General features: G+C 48.6%; 17 protein-coding genes. 7 read left to right on the forward strand and 10 right to left on the reverse strand.

Translation table 11 applies throughout. The features are described 5' to 3' along the window. Nucleotides 1-72: 72 nt before the first annotated feature. Together EKN56_RS17080 and EKN56_RS17085 are read right to left on the reverse strand one after the other, a co-directional pair. Nucleotides 73-651 (reverse strand): RpoE-regulated lipoprotein, encoded by a 579-nt coding sequence (locus EKN56_RS17080; RefSeq protein WP_130592910.1) that lies wholly within the window; start codon nucleotides 649-651, stop codon nucleotides 73-75. A gap of 45 nt (nucleotides 652-696) precedes the next feature. Beyond that, a complete protein-coding gene (locus tag EKN56_RS17085) occupies nucleotides 697-1122 on the reverse strand; it encodes a GNAT family acetyltransferase (protein ID WP_130593758.1) in 426 nt (141 codons plus the stop codon). 159 nt (nucleotides 1123-1281) lie between these two features. Here EKN56_RS17085 and EKN56_RS17090 point away from each other — a divergent pair, with 159 nt between their 5' ends. Beyond that, entirely contained in the window at nucleotides 1282-1740 is a 459-nt protein-coding gene (locus tag EKN56_RS17090; protein ID WP_130592911.1) for a YaiI/YqxD family protein, read from the forward strand. A 373-nt stretch (nucleotides 1741-2113) separates the two neighbouring features. Here EKN56_RS17090 and napC read toward each other — a convergent pair whose 3' ends face one another. From napC to napF, 7 genes are read right to left on the reverse strand one after another with little or no spacing between them, the layout of a single operon-like run. Continuing rightward, a complete protein-coding gene (gene napC / locus EKN56_RS17095; protein ID WP_130592912.1) occupies nucleotides 2114-2713 on the reverse strand; it encodes a cytochrome c-type protein NapC in 600 nt (199 codons plus the stop codon). Between the two features lie 11 nt (nucleotides 2714-2724). Continuing rightward, nucleotides 2725-3174: a nitrate reductase cytochrome c-type subunit gene (gene napB / locus EKN56_RS17100; RefSeq protein ID WP_130592913.1), complete on the reverse strand. Its 450-nt coding sequence runs from the start codon at nucleotides 3172-3174 to the stop codon at nucleotides 2725-2727. Beyond that, on the reverse strand, nucleotides 3171-4121 hold the full coding sequence (locus EKN56_RS17105; RefSeq protein ID WP_130592914.1) for a quinol dehydrogenase ferredoxin subunit NapH: 951 nt from the start codon (nucleotides 4119-4121) through the stop codon (nucleotides 3171-3173). The genes napB and EKN56_RS17105 overlap by 4 nt, the downstream gene beginning before the upstream one ends. Next, nucleotides 4121-4873 (reverse strand): ferredoxin-type protein NapG, encoded by a 753-nt coding sequence (gene napG, locus EKN56_RS17110; protein WP_130592915.1) that lies wholly within the window; start codon nucleotides 4871-4873, stop codon nucleotides 4121-4123. The genes EKN56_RS17105 and napG overlap by 1 nt, the downstream gene beginning before the upstream one ends. Before the next feature lie 20 nt (nucleotides 4874-4893). Then, complete coding sequence (napA, locus tag EKN56_RS17115) at nucleotides 4894-7377, reverse strand: nitrate reductase catalytic subunit NapA (RefSeq protein ID WP_130592916.1); 2484 nt, start codon at nucleotides 7375-7377, stop codon at nucleotides 4894-4896. Further along, nucleotides 7374-7643, reverse strand: a complete 270-nt coding sequence (gene napD / locus EKN56_RS17120; RefSeq protein WP_130592917.1) for a chaperone NapD — start codon at nucleotides 7641-7643, stop codon at nucleotides 7374-7376. The genes napA and napD overlap by 4 nt, the downstream gene beginning before the upstream one ends. Beyond that, complete coding sequence (gene napF, locus EKN56_RS17125; RefSeq protein WP_130592918.1) at nucleotides 7627-8133, reverse strand: ferredoxin-type protein NapF; 507 nt, start codon at nucleotides 8131-8133, stop codon at nucleotides 7627-7629. Before napF ends, napD begins: the two co-directional genes overlap by 17 nt. Before the next feature lie 366 nt (nucleotides 8134-8499). On the opposite strand from napF, the gene narQ reads away from it, so the two are divergent. The 6 genes from narQ (at nucleotide 8500) to EKN56_RS17155 (ending at nucleotide 13548) form a co-directional block, all read left to right on the forward strand. Further along, nucleotides 8500-10191 (forward strand): nitrate/nitrite two-component system sensor histidine kinase NarQ, encoded by a 1692-nt coding sequence (gene narQ, locus EKN56_RS17130; RefSeq protein ID WP_130592919.1) that lies wholly within the window; start codon nucleotides 8500-8502, stop codon nucleotides 10189-10191. 66 nt (nucleotides 10192-10257) lie between these two features. Then, a complete protein-coding gene (gene narL / locus EKN56_RS17135) occupies nucleotides 10258-10893 on the forward strand; it encodes a two-component system response regulator NarL (protein ID WP_130592920.1) in 636 nt (211 codons plus the stop codon). Nucleotides 10894-11172: 279 nt separating this feature from the next. After that, the gene (locus EKN56_RS17140) at nucleotides 11173-11538 is read left to right on the forward strand and encodes an ArsC family reductase (RefSeq protein WP_246019866.1); all 366 of its coding nucleotides are present in this window, start codon (nucleotides 11173-11175) and stop codon (nucleotides 11536-11538) included. Continuing rightward, a complete protein-coding gene (dapE, locus tag EKN56_RS17145) occupies nucleotides 11538-12674 on the forward strand; it encodes a succinyl-diaminopimelate desuccinylase (protein ID WP_130592922.1) in 1137 nt (378 codons plus the stop codon). Before EKN56_RS17140 ends, dapE begins: the two co-directional genes overlap by 1 nt. Further along, nucleotides 12671-13381 carry a M15 family metallopeptidase gene (locus tag EKN56_RS17150; protein ID WP_130592923.1) on the forward strand — a complete coding sequence of 237 codons (711 nt, stop codon included), beginning with the start codon at nucleotides 12671-12673 and terminating at the stop codon, nucleotides 13379-13381. The genes dapE and EKN56_RS17150 overlap by 4 nt, the downstream gene beginning before the upstream one ends. Then, a complete protein-coding gene (locus EKN56_RS17155; RefSeq protein ID WP_130592924.1) occupies nucleotides 13351-13548 on the forward strand; it encodes a YpfN family protein in 198 nt (65 codons plus the stop codon). Before EKN56_RS17150 ends, EKN56_RS17155 begins: the two co-directional genes overlap by 31 nt. A gap of 1 nt (nucleotide 13549) precedes the next feature. Here the strand turns inward: EKN56_RS17155 and EKN56_RS17160 are convergent, their stop codons facing one another. Further along, a complete protein-coding gene (locus tag EKN56_RS17160) occupies nucleotides 13550-15613 on the reverse strand; it encodes a tRNA(Met) cytidine acetyltransferase TmcA (RefSeq protein WP_130592925.1) in 2064 nt (687 codons plus the stop codon). Nucleotides 15614-15679: the final 66 nt, after the last annotated feature.

Consider the following 15679-nt stretch of genomic DNA (forward strand, 5'->3'; position numbering starts at 1 on the left):
CATGAGTCTATAATAACTAAATCAGACGACGCTATCATGCGCTAACTCAAGTCTGAATAAAGATTTAGCCTATTACTTTGATTGCCATATCATTTTACTGATAGTCCAGACTTTTAGCTTATCGTCGGAAGGCATAATCTCTGATGGCCCCATCCATTCGCCGCTAAATACATAAGTAATGCGCGAACTTTCGGGTGAACGACAAAGTACTTTACCGTTATCGTCTCCGGAGCCGACCCGGCAAACATCAAATGCTTTTTGGTAAAGATCGCTGAATGGCGTACCCACATGAGAGCCTTTTGGCGTCTCAATCGATTTATCCATGACGTCAATACGCTCAACCCGGTTTGATGAATTACCGTGGAAGACCAACATCACTTTATCGTCGTTCAGCGCTTCATAGTAGCTGGTCATCTGACCGTTACTCATTCCCATACCTTTACGCAAACGGTAATCACCGTTCAACGTTTGATTCAGTGCTTTTTCTTCCATTGGCGTCACGGAGGAGATTTCCCCCAGCCCTGCATTATTTAATTCCAGAGAGCTGCCAAACCAGTTAGTTGGCGATAACTTAGACCAGGAAAAATTACTGACTGTCGAACATCCTGTAATGAAAAATGGAACCAACAGTAAAACAATACGTATATTCATCTACTATCCTATTAAGTGAATAAAATCAGGGTATAACGCAACGCCTTAATACTCCTGATCCTCAATCATGCGTTTACCAATGCACACCGTATCCTGGATTTCATAACCCAGTTTCTCATACATACCAATAACGGCATCGTTATCATCACGCACTAAAAGTTGCAGTTTTGGACATCCGCGGGCTATCAGCTTCTTTTCCAGACGGCTGATAAGCGCATTGGCTATGCCCCGGCCACGGTAATCTGGGTGTACACCAAGATAATAGGCAGAGCCACGATGGCCATCATATCCGCCCATTATCGTGCCAACTACCTCACCTCCGACCTCAGCAACTAAAAACAGTTCCGGGTCATTATTCTGTTTACGTTCAATATCGGTTTCAGGATCGTTCCACGGGCGCAGTAAATCGCAGCGTTCCCACAGCGTTATCACATCTTCAAAGTCATCTTGTTTATAGATACGGATTTCCATCATCTTCACCGTTTAACCCTGTTATAGTGCACGATTATGGTAAGTTTAGCGTTAAGTGCAACAGATAAGTGAAGATTCCCCGGTTCATTGCTTAAATTAAGTGCGGAATCTTCACTCAATTTTCCTGATGATGAGACATCAGAGCGATAAGGATCAACTATGCAAATCTGGGTCGATGCCGATGCCTGCCCCAATGTGATAAAAGAAGTGCTGTTTCGCGCGGCAGATCGTGCGCAGGTCATGGTAACGCTGGTCGCTAATCAATATATCAAAACGCCACCGTCTCCTTATATCCGCAGCATGCAGGTTGCGGCAGGTTTTGATGTAGCTGACAACGAAATCGTTAAACGCACTGAACCCGGTGATTTGGTCATCACCGCAGATATTCCACTGGCTGCCGAAGTTCTGGAAAAAGGTGGCGCAGCCATCAATCCCAGAGGCGAACGTTACTCCCCCGCCACTATCCGCGAAAAACTCACCATGCGTGACTTTATGGACACCATGCGCTCCAGCGGCATCCAAACCGGCGGCCCCAGCACCCTGAACCAACGCGATCGTCAACAGTTCGCTAATGAGCTGGATAAGTGGTTGTTGATGTTTAAGCAGCAGAAGAAATAGAAGCGCCTAATAAATCAACATTAGTGAACATTCCGACCGTAAAAAGAATGTGCTTAAATTAGCATCGAGTGCGGTCGGTAAACCATCTGTACTTAGCTACGGAGCACGTTGGGCCTGGCCGGGTTAGGGGCGCTTCGTTGGCTGACGACAAACAGGCAAAGCCTGTTTGAACAGCGCTTGCGCTGGCCCGTCAGGGTGAAACACCGCAAGGTGTTTCATAACTGCCCATAGGAAAGGTAGGCCCGACGCACACCAGCACCGAGTACTGATGGTCTTCCGGCCGGGCACTATGCCCAAATAAGCACAATGACTTTTACGGCCGGAATACCCTCAGCAGCCGATTAAAACAATCTCGTCAGCCATAATCTCAGCATCAGAACCCATTCGGGATCCCCGTCATATCCGGAAGCTTATGCGCAATCCCCTTATGACAATCAATGCAGGTTTTACCCTCTTTAATTGCCATCGAGTGCATCTTCCCGGCTACGGTTTTCTGCTCGGTAAAGTCCATATAATCAAAGCTATGGCAGTTACGGCACTCTTGAGAGTTATTACCATCCATACGTGCCCACTCATTCTTCGCCATTTGCAAACGATGCTCATCAAACTTCTGTGGCGTATCGATAATGCCCATCGCTTTACCATATAACTCTTTGGATGCCTTGATCTTACGGATCATCTTAGGAACAAACTCTTTCGGTACGTGACAATCAGAACAAACGGCGCGTACGCCAGTTCGGTTGCTGTAGTGCACCGTATCCATATATTCCTGATAGACGTTATCGCGCATTTCATGGCAACTGATACAGAACTTCTCGCTGTTCATGACTTCCATACCAGTATTGAAACCGCCCCAGAAGACCACGCCCGCTACAAAGCCCATTGCCAGCAAGGTACCAATCGCCAGATGGCTGGGGGTTCGGAACCAAGTCCATGCCCGGCGAATTACACCTGGTTTTTTATCTTTACTCATGAATCCCCCGATTACTTACCATATCCCGGTGCCGGTGTGAACGTATTACCAATAATTGGCGCAGCGTCAGCCTGAGGCACATGACAGGACTGGCAGAAGTAGCGGCGTGGTGCCACATTACTACTGACATGGCCTGCACTATCAACAAAGTGAGTCGGACTGATACGCGGTGCGCCGGTAGTACGATAGCTTTGTACCCCATGACACTTCAGACAGGTATTCACTTTCGTTGTCACCTGATAGCCATCCACGCTGTGTGGAATCATCGGTGGTTGGTTAACATAATCGAGCGCCATACGAGACTGTTCTTTAGGCATAATAACTGAGCCTTCAGGGGTACCAGACACTTCCGGTGACTGACTCAAATCAACGCTATCTGCAGCAAACACCACACTACCGGAAACTAATGCCACCAGCATAGTCCATAAGGTAAGCTGCTTTCTCAAGACGTTACTCTTCATTCCTCTACTCCCGAACGATGGAATCGTGTTTTTATTTGAAATACTTTCTCTGAACAGACATCAATACAGCGACCGCAGGAGATACATTCTTTACTTAGCACTAACGGGCTGTCCTGTTTACCAAACAGTGGTCCACGTAGCACCTGCGGTTCCGGACAGATATGAATACAATCCATACAACGGGTACAATCTTTGCGATTTTCCGCACTGATGCGCAGCACACCTTTACAGCCAATTGCACTATAAAGAGCACCAACAGGGCATAAATGACCACACCAGCCATGTTCCACTACCAACAGGTCAAACAGGAACACCACCACGATCAGCCAAATACTGGCACCAAAACCGAAGACTAAACCGGTAATAATGCCAGACGATGCTGAGTGACCGAATCCACTGATTAACCCACGACCAAATGCGGATACCGGGTTTACCCATTCCCACACCAGCGTACCGGTAATGGCACTGCCGATGATAATGGCAACCAGAATGCCATAGCGCAGCGTTGCCGGAATCGTCGCGCTGCTGCGCAGCCCCAGCTTACGCCGCAACCAGGCAGCAAAATCGGTTACCAAACCGAGTGGACAAACCCAACCGCAAAACAGCCGACTGGCAAACAGTGCATAAGCCAGTGCGATAATCACACCACCAATCAGGGCATACCATTCAGACCATGCTGCCCAACCAGATTGCTCTGGCACCTGAGGAAGATGACCGCTGGCCAACGTTTGCAGCATCATTAACGGATCGCTAAGCGGGATAGTGTCCAGCAGCATACTGCCGCTATAGTTACCCCGCAGGATCCAGACGCCGAGAAGTGGCCCGGTCAGATACATCGACAGAATAAGCAGTTGACTGATACGACGAAAAACCAGAAAGCGGTGGCTATACCACCAGCCAAACTTCGCCTGGGCCTCATGGCCTGCGTTCTTAGCTGCATTTGCCATTATTGTCCTCCTTCCGGTTTACGGGTTGGCAGAGTCAGAGCCTCAGGGATTAATGAATGCCCTGCCTTATCCTTCTCTACCCATCCCAGTCGATAGTGTTTACCCAGTTTGCCCTGTGCCAGTGATAGCGGAAGTACCTTGATTGCCGCTTCTTCCAGTACGCAAGCCTCTTCGCATTTACCGCAACCGGTACAGTATTCACTGTGCACGGTGGGTAAAAACATCGCGTGTTTATTCGTTCGCTCATTACGATGTAGTTCCAACGTAATGGCTTTATTAATTAACGGACATACGCGATGGCAAACGTCGCAGCGCAAGCCCTGCCAGTTCAGGCAGTTCTCGTGGTCAAGCAATACCGCCAGCCCCATACGGGAATTATCAATCTCTGTCAGAGAAGAATCGAGGGCGCCACTCGGACAGGCTTTAACGCAAGGAATATCTTCACACATCTCACAGGGGATCTGGCGAGCCACAAAGTACGGTGTGCCCGACGATACCGGTGACAACAACGTTGCCAGCTTTAACGTATCGTACGGACAATCCTGTACGCATTGCCCACAGCGGATGCAAGCGCGGTTAAACGCCTCCTCAGACAGCGCGCCAGGTGGACGCAGCGCGACCCCCTCACGTGCCTGAGACTGTTTCTGCGGAATACCCAGCAACAACGTCAGACCGGCCAGGCCGCCTGCGCTGCGTGCTACGTCGCGTAAAAAGCGGCGACGTGCGGGTCCTTTATCCCTTTCATTAGCCATAATCGTGCGCCCTGCTTTCCTTATATTTTAACGACTTTAACCGCACATTTTTTGTAGTCAGTCTCTTTTGACAGCGGATCGGTTGCATCCAGTGTCAGTGCGTTAACTAACTGTGCTGCGTCAAAGAACGCCATATAGACCAGCCCTTGCGGTACCCGGTTACGACCACGAGTTTCCACAATCGTGATAACTTCACCGCGACGTGACTGAATCTTCACTTTATCACCGCGACGCATGCCACGTTTCTGGGCATCCTGCGGGTGAATAAACAGTACTGACTCAGGGAAAGAGCGGTGCAGTTCCGGTACACGACGCGTCATTGAACCTGTGTGCCAGTGTTCCAGCACGCGGCCGGTTGACAGCCACAGGTCATATTCCGCATCCGGACTTTCTGCAGGTGGTTCATAAGGCAGAGCAAAAATAACCGCTTTACCATCCGGCTTACCGTAGAATCTAACGCCTTCACCGGCCTTAACATACGGGTCATAGCCTTCACGGTAACGCCACAGGGTCTCTTTACCGTCAACTACCGGCCAGCGCAGGCCGCGAGCTTTGTGGTAATCATCGAACGGAGCCAGATCGTGAGCGTGGCCACGACCAAAGCTGGCGTACTCTTCAAACAGCCCTTTTTGCAGATAGAAACCATAATCATGGGATTCATCGTTTAACTGGCCTTCCGCCAGCTCATCCAGTTTGAACTTATTAACCTGACCGTTAGCAAACAGAATTTCGTACAGGGTCTTACCACGATATTCCGGGTTTTTATCTAACAGCTCGGCTGGCCAAACTTCATCGGTTTTAAAGTACTTCGAGAATTCAACAATTTGCCACAGGTCAGATTTTGCCTCACCCGGTGCTTTAACTTGTTGACGCCAGAATTGACCACGACGCTCAGCGTTACCATAAGCACCCTCTTTTTCCACCCACATTGCGGTAGGTAGAATCAGGTCCGCAGACAGCGCACTGATGGTTGGATAAGGGTCGGATACCACCACGAAGTTACGCGGATCGCGCCAGCCCGGCATACGGTCTTCATTAATGTTTGGACCCGCCTGCATATTGTTAGTACACAGCGTCCAGTAAGCATTTAACTTACCGTCTTTCAGCGCACGGTCCTGAGCAACGGCGTGCAGGCCGATAGAACCCAGAATAGTGCCTTCCGGCAATTTCCACTTCTGTTCTGAAATCTTACGGTGTTCTTCGTTGGTGACCACCATGTCCGCAGGCAGACGGTGTGCGAAAGTACCTACTTCACGCGCAGTACCACAAGCAGAAGGCTGACCGGTCAGAGAGAAAGGACCACAGCCCGGCAGAGAAATCTTACCGGTTAACAGGTGAATGTTGTAACACAGGTTGTTGGCCCACACACCACGAGTATGCTGGTTGAAACCCATAGTCCAGTAAGAAACTACTTTCACATTTGGATCGGCATACAGTTTCGCCAGTTCAACTAGCGAATCTTTTGGCACGCCGGTCATTTCAGCGGTTTTTTCCAAAGTGTACTCTGCAACGAACGCTTTATATTCGTCGAAAGTCATTGGGCTGGATTTGTCGCTGTTTGGGTTCTTAGCCGCTTTTTCCAATGGATGGTTTGGACGTAAACCATAGCCGATATCGGTATCACCGCGGCGAATATTAACGTGTTTGTCCAGGAAGTCCTGATTAACAGCATTATTCTGAATAATGTAGTTAGCGATATAGTTCAGAATAACCAGGTCAGTTTGCGGTTTAAAGATAATCGGGTTATCGGCTAATTCGAAGCTGCGGTGTTCATAGGTCGACATGACCGCAACTTTAACGTTTGGATTCGACAGACGACGGTCAGTAATGCGCGACCACAGGATCGGGTGCATTTCTGCCATGTTGGAGCCCCAAAGTACAAAGGCATCAGCATGCTCGATGTCATCGTAACAGCCCATTGGCTCATCCATACCGAAAGTACGCATAAAGCCAACTACGGCGCTCGCCATACAGTGACGGGCATTCGGGTCAATGTTGTTAGAACGGAAACCCGCTTTAAATAATTTAGCGGCAGCGTAACCTTCCCAAATAGTGAACTGACCGGAGGCAAACATACCGCCGCCGTTTGGCCCTTGTTCTTTAAAGGCTTTTTTATATTTCTCACTCATCACAGTGAAGGCTTTATCCCAGCTAACCGGAGTAAATTCACCGTTCTTGTCGTATTCGCCGTTTTTCATCCGCAGCAGTGGCTGAGTTAAACGGTCTTTTCCGTACATAATCTTAGGTAAGAAGTAACCCTTGATACAGTTTAACCCACGGTTAACTGGTGCATCCGGGTCACCCTGAGAAGCTACAACGCGACCGTTTTGCGTCCCAACCAGTACGCTACAGCCGGTACCACAGAAGCGGCACGGAGCTTTATCCCACTTAATTGATTGATCCCCATCAGCAGCAACCGCTACTGTCGGAATAGTCATTCCTGCGGCAACTGCGGCTGCAGCCACTGCATTTGCTTTCATGAAGTCTCGACGACTGAGTTTCATGGCGTATCCTCACCTTGCTCATCTTGCTGGTGATAAACCAGCGACACCGCCAACACACCGGCTATATCACGTGCTGACTCAATTTGGGCAAACAGAACATCTGAATTGTCCGCCTGCATAACAACAATTAACTTTCCTTCGTCTTCATTCACTCCGGGAATCTCTGTTCCTGGTAGTGCATACAGCGCTTCGCTTACTTTAGGTATGTCTTCCGGACGTACCTGAACAATCAAACTACAAACGTGCCAGTCATTGTTTTCCGTCATTATCTTGATCACTCTCACGGGTTGTTATTGCCTGAACCGGACAGCTTCGGACACAGCCCCCGCATCCTGTACAGCTCTCTCTTTCCAGCTCCGGTTGAGCAATGCCCCCCAACCGCAGTTTGAATTTAATTGCATAGGGCTCACAGGCGTCCTGACAGCTTCGACAGGCCACCCCCTGATAAGTGAGACACGTTTGATTAATCACTGCATAACGCTGCCAGGGCTGACTTTCTGTTGAATGAAATATCGGTTCCGGACAAACCTCTACACAGCGTTTGCAAAACGTGCACTCTGCACGTTGAAAATCCAGCTCAGGAAAACTTTGGTTACCACTTACCATAATAACGCCCGTTTCACAGGCCTCAACGCAAGCATGGCAACGGCTACAGCCATCGGTAAACAATGCTTCATCTACCGACCACGGCGGCCTGATAGCATCGTGGCCTCGCCATTGACCACGTAACAGATTTCGCCGGGATAAAATTGACATGCTTTAATTACTCCACTCGCTCAGGAGGACATCATTAATTACTTACATCATCTCTGTTACTTAAAACGACATATTTAGAGACTCTGGCCAGAGTAAGTTAATCCTTGCGAAGTAGAGATATAATTACTCTTAAGGGGTAAATAGGTAGGTAGCTTGCGCTAGATCAATCGTTCGCTGCATTTTTAACCCAATATTTGACCCCTACAGCATTTTATTTGGTTATTTTTGGGTTAAAACCCAGCAAAATAATCAGTAGACTAAACAAAAAGCAGGTTGCCCTTACCATCAGTGAGCAGAAGTGGGCAGGTAATTTGCTCTGGTACATGGACATGACAAAGTACAAATCAATTAACGCTTTGGGGATTTATGGCTTCTGTTAAACGCTCGGTAACCAATAGTATCGCCCGTATGCTGATCGCAATTGTGATCCTCTCAATCTTGTCTGCCGGGCTTGCTTTGATTTCATTGGCGGCCAGCCGTACAGATGCCGAAGCCATCAATATTTCTGGTTCTTTGCGTATGCAAAGTTACCGTCTGGCCTATGATTTGACCACCAACTCCCCTTACCTGAACTCGCATATCCGACAGTATGCGCTGTCAATTAATGCACCAGCCTTAAAAGAGATTAACGAATTTTACTTTCCGGCGGATATACAACAAAAGTACCAAACTTTACTGGATCGCTGGCAGGAGCTGGAACAAGAGCTGACGCATAATAATGGGGATGTTTACATCAGTCAGTTGGCTGATTACGTTAATGAAATTAATGAGTTTGTACTTGCCATTCAGCTATTTTCCGAACTGAAACTCAAAGCCGCAGTTTTTATCAGTATCATCAGCGTGCTGAGCACCATTGGGTTGGTGTTTTATGTTATCCACTTCAGTCGCCGGGAAATTGTCGACCCGCTTAACCGCATGGTGGCGGCCAGCCACTATATTCAAACCGGGCGGTTTGACCATCAACCGTTAGATGTAGAAAAGCATAATGAGTTAGGGGTATTAGCAACGGCCTTTACCTCTATGTCATCTGATTTAGCCAAAATGTACCAGTCACTGGCACAAAAAGTGGAAGAGAAAACCATTAAGCTGACTCAGGCTAACCGCTCACTGGGCGTTTTATACGATTGCCTTCAGGCCCTGAGCGTTAGCCAGGTTGATCGTCAGTGTTTCGAACAGGTTCTGCACATTGTTCGCACCAGTGAAAATATGGTGGCGATTCGTCTGGAAATTCAGGACAGCGGAGAAGGCCGCTGGGTACTTGAAGAAGGCGATGAAGATAAAAACCGAATTTGGCAACATCTGCCACTGCAGCAAGATGAACAGATTCTGGGTAAGATGAGCTGGCAATGTTCAGACACCGCCGTCCATCCCCAATTAATTGAAAACGTAAGCAATATTCTTAGCCGGGGGATCTATTTTAACCGGGCGCAAAAACGTTATTTACAGGTACTCCTGATGGAGGAGCGGGCCACTATCGCCCGGGAACTTCACGACTCGCTGGCACAATCGCTTTCTTTCCTGCGAATTCAACTCACCTTGCTTAAACGTGTTATTCCCAGTAATAATGAGAAAGCTATGAGTGTGATTACTGATTTCGATCAGGCGCTTTCCAGTGCTTATCGTCAGCTCAGGGAACTATTAGCCACATTTCGACTCACAATTCAGGAAGCTGACTTGCACGAAGCCCTAAATCAGTTAATCACTCCGTTACAGGCACAAACGGAAGTCCCTATTCAAATGCACTGTGCCCTTTCGTCACAGGCGTTAAATGCGCAACAGCAGGTTCACGCATTACAAATTGTCCGAGAGGCGGTTTTGAATGCCATAAAACACGCCAATGCGAGCCTGATTAGTATCCATTGTGAGCCTACGGGTGATGGTAATAATATGATTACCATTACCGATAACGGAGCTGGAATAAAAAGTTTAGATGAGCCCGAAGGACATTACGGACTCAACATTATGAGCGAACGTGCTTCACGTTTAGGTGGAACGTTAACCATTGGGCCGCATGAAGAAGGTGGGACATTAGTCCGTCTCATCTTCCCTCAACAATAAGAATGACAAGGTTAGAAATAGCGTTGCGGCACCTTTTAATTTAATAATTTTAAAAAGAATGGAGTAATGACCGTGCAAGAACAGTGTAATATTTTGATCGTAGACGATCATCCCCTGATGCGACGCGGAGTCCGGCAGTTGCTTGAACTGGAGCCTTCACTCAACATTGTGGCAGAAGCCAGCAACGGCAACGAAGCGGTTACTTATGCCTGTCAGTTGCTGCCTGACCTGATTCTGCTGGACCTGAATATGAAAGGTCTGTCGGGTCTGGATACCTTAAAAGCCCTGCGTAATGAGGGCATTGCAGCCCGGATTATCGTCCTTACCGTTTCTGACTCCCGCAGCGATATTTATGCACTAATTGATGCAGGAGCCGATGGCTATTTGCTGAAAGACAGCGAGCCGGAGCTACTACTGAAGAAAATTCTGCAGGCAGCCAACGGCGAGAATGTGTTTAGCGACATTATTCTTGAATATCTCGAGACCCGGGATGACCAGAGCGATCCATTTGAATCATTAACTGAACGCGAGTTAGATGTGTTGCAGGAAGTGGCTCGCGGTATGTCTAACAAACAAATCGCCTCTCATTTACACATTTCCGAAGAGACGGTCAAAGTACATATCCGTAATATGCTGCGTAAGCTGAACGTTCGTTCACGCGTGGCGGCAACCGTAATGTACCTGGAAAGAAAAAGCCAGTAACGGCTAAGTTAAGATTCAATTCGGTGAAAGAACCGGGCTTTCGGTGGGGAGTCCGGTTTTTTATTGCCAACCGTTAGCCTTCTGAGCGTATTTTATTAATTGATGATTCTCCATTAACTTTTCACCTTTTCCTTTATACATTAATACATTCGAAATACTTTCCCCATCCCCCCGGATTTAATGGTAAATTTATTAGCTATCCTCCCTGCTTTGTCAGCCTTTTGCTGAACGGGTAAGTTTACGGCAGGCGTACTAATTTTGACTGATGAGGGAACCTCTTTGAAAACGACATACAGCCTCTACGGCATTAAGAATTGCGATACCATCAAAAAAGCCCGCCGCTGGCTGGAAGAACACCAGATAGACTACCGTTTTCACGATTACCGCGCTGATGGTTTAGATGACCAATTGCTACAACAGCTTATTGATGGCTTAGGCTGGGAGCCGCTGCTCAACACTCGCGGAACAACCTGGCGCAAGCTGACTGACGATCAAAAGGCAGCAGCAGCTACTGAGGCCGGTGCTAAAACACTTATGTTAGAACAACCATCTATCATTAAACGCCCGGTACTGGTCGCTGATGGCAAAATGCTGTTAGGATTTTCGGTGGACAACTATCAGCAATTTACCGGTGGAGATAAATAATGTTCTGTCCGGTGATTACTCTGGCACAGCAGTTAATTAAGCGCCCTTCTTTAAGCCCGCATGATGAAGGCTGCCAGCAGATGATGATTGAACGGTTAAAAGCCATTGGCTTTACCGTTGAAGAGATGAATTTTGGCGATACCCTTAATTTCTGGGCATGGCGCGGCGGTCATGGTGGAGCGCCTACTTTAGCGTTTGCTGGTCATACCGATGTGGTTCCAGCCGGTGATGAAAGCCACTGGCATCAGCCACCGTTTGAACCCACCATTCAGGACGGCTTTCTGTATGGCCGTGGTGCAGCCGATATGAAAGGCTCTCTGGCGGCCATGGTGGTCGCTGCCGAACGTTTTGTTGCCGCTAATCCTAACCATAGCGGACGTCTGGCCTTTCTCATCACTTCCGATGAAGAAGCCAGTGCGGTTAACGGCACGGTTAAAGTGGTTGAAGCATTAGCGGCTCGCCGTGAGCGGGTTGATTACTGCCTGGTGGGAGAACCCTCCAGCACCGAACGCGTAGGCGACGTAGTTAAAAACGGACGCCGGGGCTCAATTACCGCTAACTTAACTATTCATGGTACGCAAGGACACGTGGCTTATCCTCATCTGGCGGATAACCCGGTTCACCGCGCTACGCCATTTATCAATGAACTGGTGAATACCGAATGGGACAGAGGCAATGAATTCTTCCCGGCTACCAGCATGCAAATCGCCAATATCCGCGCCGGAACCGGTAGTAATAACGTGATTCCCGGAGAGATGTTTGTGCAGTTCAACTTCCGTTACAGTACCGAGCTGACCCACGAACAAATTATGCATCAGGTGCAAGCCATGCTGGAACGCCACCAGCTACGCTATACTATTGAATGGAACCTGTCCGGAAAACCCTTCCTGACCCCGCGCGGTAAACTGGTTGATGCAGTGTCCCATGCGGTGGAGTATTACGCGGCAACTACCCCCCAGTTACTGACTAACGGCGGCACGTCCGATGGTCGTTTTATTGCTCAATTGGGAACTCAGGTAGTAGAACTTGGACCGGTCAATGCGACCATTCATAAAGTGAACGAATGCGTTAAAGCGTCTGATTTGCAGTTGCTTAGCCGTATGTACCAAAAAATCATGGAGCAGTTATTAGTATGATAACGCCAGCCATGTTGACCGGCCAGAGTGAAGAGCATCTGGTCACCCTGACGGGAAACCATCGCCTGCAGCCGGAAGCGGTTAACGCTTTCCTTGCCATGCAGGCCGCAGCAAAAGAGGTGGGGTTTAACCTTCAACCCGCCAGCACCTTTCGGGATTTTACCCGCCAACAAATGATTTGGAATGAGAAATTTATCGGTCTGCGTCCGGTAATGGACGCGATGAGTCAACCGATGGATATCTCAACGCTGGATGATGAACAACGTTGCTGTGCAATTTTACGCTGGTCAGCAATGCCGGGAGCCAGCCGCCATCATTGGGGAACCGATCTGGATATTTACGATCCCGACCTGTTACCTGAAGGGGAAAAGCTACAGCTGGAACCCTGGGAATATGAAGAAAATGGTTATTTTTATCCGCTAAGCTGTTGGTTAAGCGCTAATATGAATAGATACGGCTTCTATCGACCTTTCGTCAGCGACCAGGGCGGTGTTGCCGCAGAGCCATGGCACCTCAGCTATTATCCACTGGCTCAACAGGCCGAACACCTGTTGACACCAGAACTGTTGCTGTCGGCCTGGCAGGATAAAGAAATTGCGGGTTTTAGCTGGCTCTCTTGCCATCTTAACCAGGTATTTAAACGTTTTATCACCCTACCCAACGGAGTGTCATCATCATGCATTGGCTCGCAGACTACTGGTGGGTAATCCTGATCATTCTGGTCGGTATGATTATCAATGGTATAAAAGCACTGTATAAAGTGAATTATGACCGCTCAATGAAAGAAAACTCGAAGCTTCCTCCTCACCGGGACAACAACGCGGCATGGGACAAAGAGGAAGACGAAGAGTGGAACCGCAACAATAAAAAGTAGACTATCGCCCCTGAGTTACCGGACTGATAACCGGTAGCCGGGCGACTACCCAGCTTTTCCAGTAGTGACACTTCTCTGAATTTAGCACCAACAGCGCCTCTGCCACTTCTTGTCGCCATTGCTGCATCAATGCTTTACGTCCGCTAAGATTGCCCTCTTTTACCAACCGTTCCACGCTTGTCAGCCCTTCCAATAGTGGTCTTAAACTATGGCACCGGGCTACCTGATGGCGTAACAGGCGATACAGTGATACCTGACTGGCCTCCAGCGTGCGGTGAGCAAACGCAAATCCAGCCAGCTCACGCCAATCCTCTTCCGCCAGCTCTGCCGGGGCAATATCATTAACATGATGCAATTTGACACAAGACAGCAACTGATTAAGCAAAAACTGCCGCTTGGCTCTTCTGGCGAGTAATACCGCATCCTGACTAAAAGGCACAATCGCCATTGCCGCATAGCATCCACTGCTGGCTTCCTGATGGCTTCCCATATGAATAAGCTCAAAGCCACAGGCTTGCCAAAATTGCCATAACTCGTCGGTATAACCAAAACTCACTGACAGATAGTCTAAACCGCGCTGTTTTGCCCGTTCAATTTGCTGAGCAATAAGGGCGCGGGCAATCCCCTGACGACGCATGGCGGAGACCACGGCAATACGGCTAATTCTGGCAGAACGTAACTGAGGTGCCAGATACTCTGCGCCATGAGCCGCCAGTGATTGTGCTACCAGATTTCCCCGGGGTCGCCGACGTCCGGCCCAGACTTCGCGAGCCAAATCCGGAGAGAGTCCACCTTCATCCACCAGCCACAGTGCGGCAATCACTGACTGTTTGTCATCTAAACCAACGGAAAACGATAAGCCCGGCGCATCAAACAAGCGGCGCAAATCCAGCGGAGTAGTACGGTAATGGGCGCTGGTTAATAAACCGTAAAATTGATTAAGCAGCTTTTCGTTATTGGCTAATTGATGCTGATTAATCTCGATAATCTGCTGCAACTTACCCGGTTGCTCACTCAGGCTATTTTCAGCTTCTACCAGCAATAATTGATGAATACAGCGTTCCAGCGGATCGTTTTCCGCCCAGCGAATGGGCTGTTGCAGATTTAGCAGGTGCATATCAGTCAAGCCCGCACAGAATTTTAATAAAAATCCCCTACCGCTGCCTTCATAACCCTGAACGGTGGTGGTGAGTAATACTCTCGGAAAACAGGCAATTAAACGATAAAGTTGTGGCGTAGGTATTGCAGCGGCTTCATCAATAATTAGCCAGTCTACATTTTGCGGTGATTCTTTCTGACACTGCTCCAGCAGTGCATCCGGCGCCCGGAAGTTAACCTTACCATCGGCCCATTGTCGTAAAGTATTTCCCGATGCCTGAGCCGGTGCCGTTAGCCAACATTCACCTTTACCACTCCACTGAGCGGCCAGCATACCTGCCAGTGCTGATTTCCCCCGTCCACGACCGGCAATTAACACATAGGTGCCGGTATCTGTCTGCCGCAGATTTTCCAGTAAATGTTGCTGCTCTTCTGTCGGGGAACCATCGGGCATCAGCCATGTTTTTCGTTCTGCCAGTAATTGACCGGTAAATTCGCTGTTCTGCAGCCAGAGCAGTACGTCCGGGTCACTATTCAATTGGCGTTTAATATGTTGGATAAAATAGGGCGTTTTAATCGCTTCAGGCGCTTCACTCCAACGCAAACTGTCGTTATCCGGTTGCTGTTCCAGGCTGTTCCATTCCGGTAGCATTAACACCAGCAGGCTCCCGGCTGACAAAGTACCGGAAACGGCAATTAATGCCTCCGCATTGAGACCTTCAGTGGCATCAAACACCGCATGACGAAACTCTGAGCCTAACAAATTTTGCACCGCTTCTGGTTTTCGCTGTAGATGGGGGTAATCCGATAATGGCTCATCGGCTATCCACAGCCAGTCACCGGAATATTGACGGGTGAAACCTAACGCCTGCTGGCGACACCACTCCACCTCACCGCTTAAAACCAGCAGGCGACGTACGCCATATTGCTGCATCTGACTAAGGTAAGGCGCTAAATCAATATTCATCGCTGAGCTATCACTTTATGATTGATTCGTTTGTTTGTTTGATAGCTGATTATATTCATATTATGG

Origin of the sequence: Limnobaculum zhutongyuii, from assembly GCF_004295645.1 — a bacterium.
Classification (GTDB): domain Bacteria; phylum Pseudomonadota; class Gammaproteobacteria; order Enterobacterales; family Enterobacteriaceae; genus Limnobaculum; species Limnobaculum zhutongyuii.

What these genes read in the sequence shown, in the direction of transcription:
- EKN56_RS17155 (WP_130592924.1), top strand. Translation starts at nt 13,351, where the DNA reads ATGCATTGGCTCGCAGACTACTGGTGGGTAATCCTGATCATTCTGGTC.
- napD (WP_130592917.1), bottom strand. Translation starts at nt 7,643, where the DNA reads ATGACGGAAAACAATGACTGGCACGTTTGTAGTTTGATTGTTCAGGTA.
- napF (WP_130592918.1), bottom strand. Translation starts at nt 8,133, where the DNA reads ATGTCAATTTTATCCCGGCGAAATCTGTTACGTGGTCAATGGCGAGGC.
- narQ (WP_130592919.1), top strand. Translation starts at nt 8,500, where the DNA reads ATGGCTTCTGTTAAACGCTCGGTAACCAATAGTATCGCCCGTATGCTG.
- EKN56_RS17105 (WP_130592914.1), bottom strand. Translation starts at nt 4,121, where the DNA reads ATGGCAAATGCAGCTAAGAACGCAGGCCATGAGGCCCAGGCGAAGTTT.
- narL (WP_130592920.1), top strand. Translation starts at nt 10,258, where the DNA reads ATGACCGTGCAAGAACAGTGTAATATTTTGATCGTAGACGATCATCCC.
- napB (WP_130592913.1), bottom strand. Translation starts at nt 3,174, where the DNA reads ATGAAGAGTAACGTCTTGAGAAAGCAGCTTACCTTATGGACTATGCTG.
- dapE (WP_130592922.1), top strand. Translation starts at nt 11,538, where the DNA reads ATGTTCTGTCCGGTGATTACTCTGGCACAGCAGTTAATTAAGCGCCCT.
- EKN56_RS17160 (WP_130592925.1), bottom strand. Translation starts at nt 15,613, where the DNA reads ATGAATATTGATTTAGCGCCTTACCTTAGTCAGATGCAGCAATATGGC.
- EKN56_RS17090 (WP_130592911.1), top strand. Translation starts at nt 1,282, where the DNA reads ATGCAAATCTGGGTCGATGCCGATGCCTGCCCCAATGTGATAAAAGAA.
- EKN56_RS17085 (WP_130593758.1), bottom strand. Translation starts at nt 1,122, where the DNA reads ATGGAAATCCGTATCTATAAACAAGATGACTTTGAAGATGTGATAACG.
- napC (WP_130592912.1), bottom strand. Translation starts at nt 2,713, where the DNA reads ATGAGTAAAGATAAAAAACCAGGTGTAATTCGCCGGGCATGGACTTGG.
- napA (WP_130592916.1), bottom strand. Translation starts at nt 7,377, where the DNA reads ATGAAACTCAGTCGTCGAGACTTCATGAAAGCAAATGCAGTGGCTGCA.
- EKN56_RS17080 (WP_130592910.1), bottom strand. Translation starts at nt 651, where the DNA reads ATGAATATACGTATTGTTTTACTGTTGGTTCCATTTTTCATTACAGGA.
- napG (WP_130592915.1), bottom strand. Translation starts at nt 4,873, where the DNA reads ATGGCTAATGAAAGGGATAAAGGACCCGCACGTCGCCGCTTTTTACGC.
- EKN56_RS17150 (WP_130592923.1), top strand. Translation starts at nt 12,671, where the DNA reads ATGATAACGCCAGCCATGTTGACCGGCCAGAGTGAAGAGCATCTGGTC.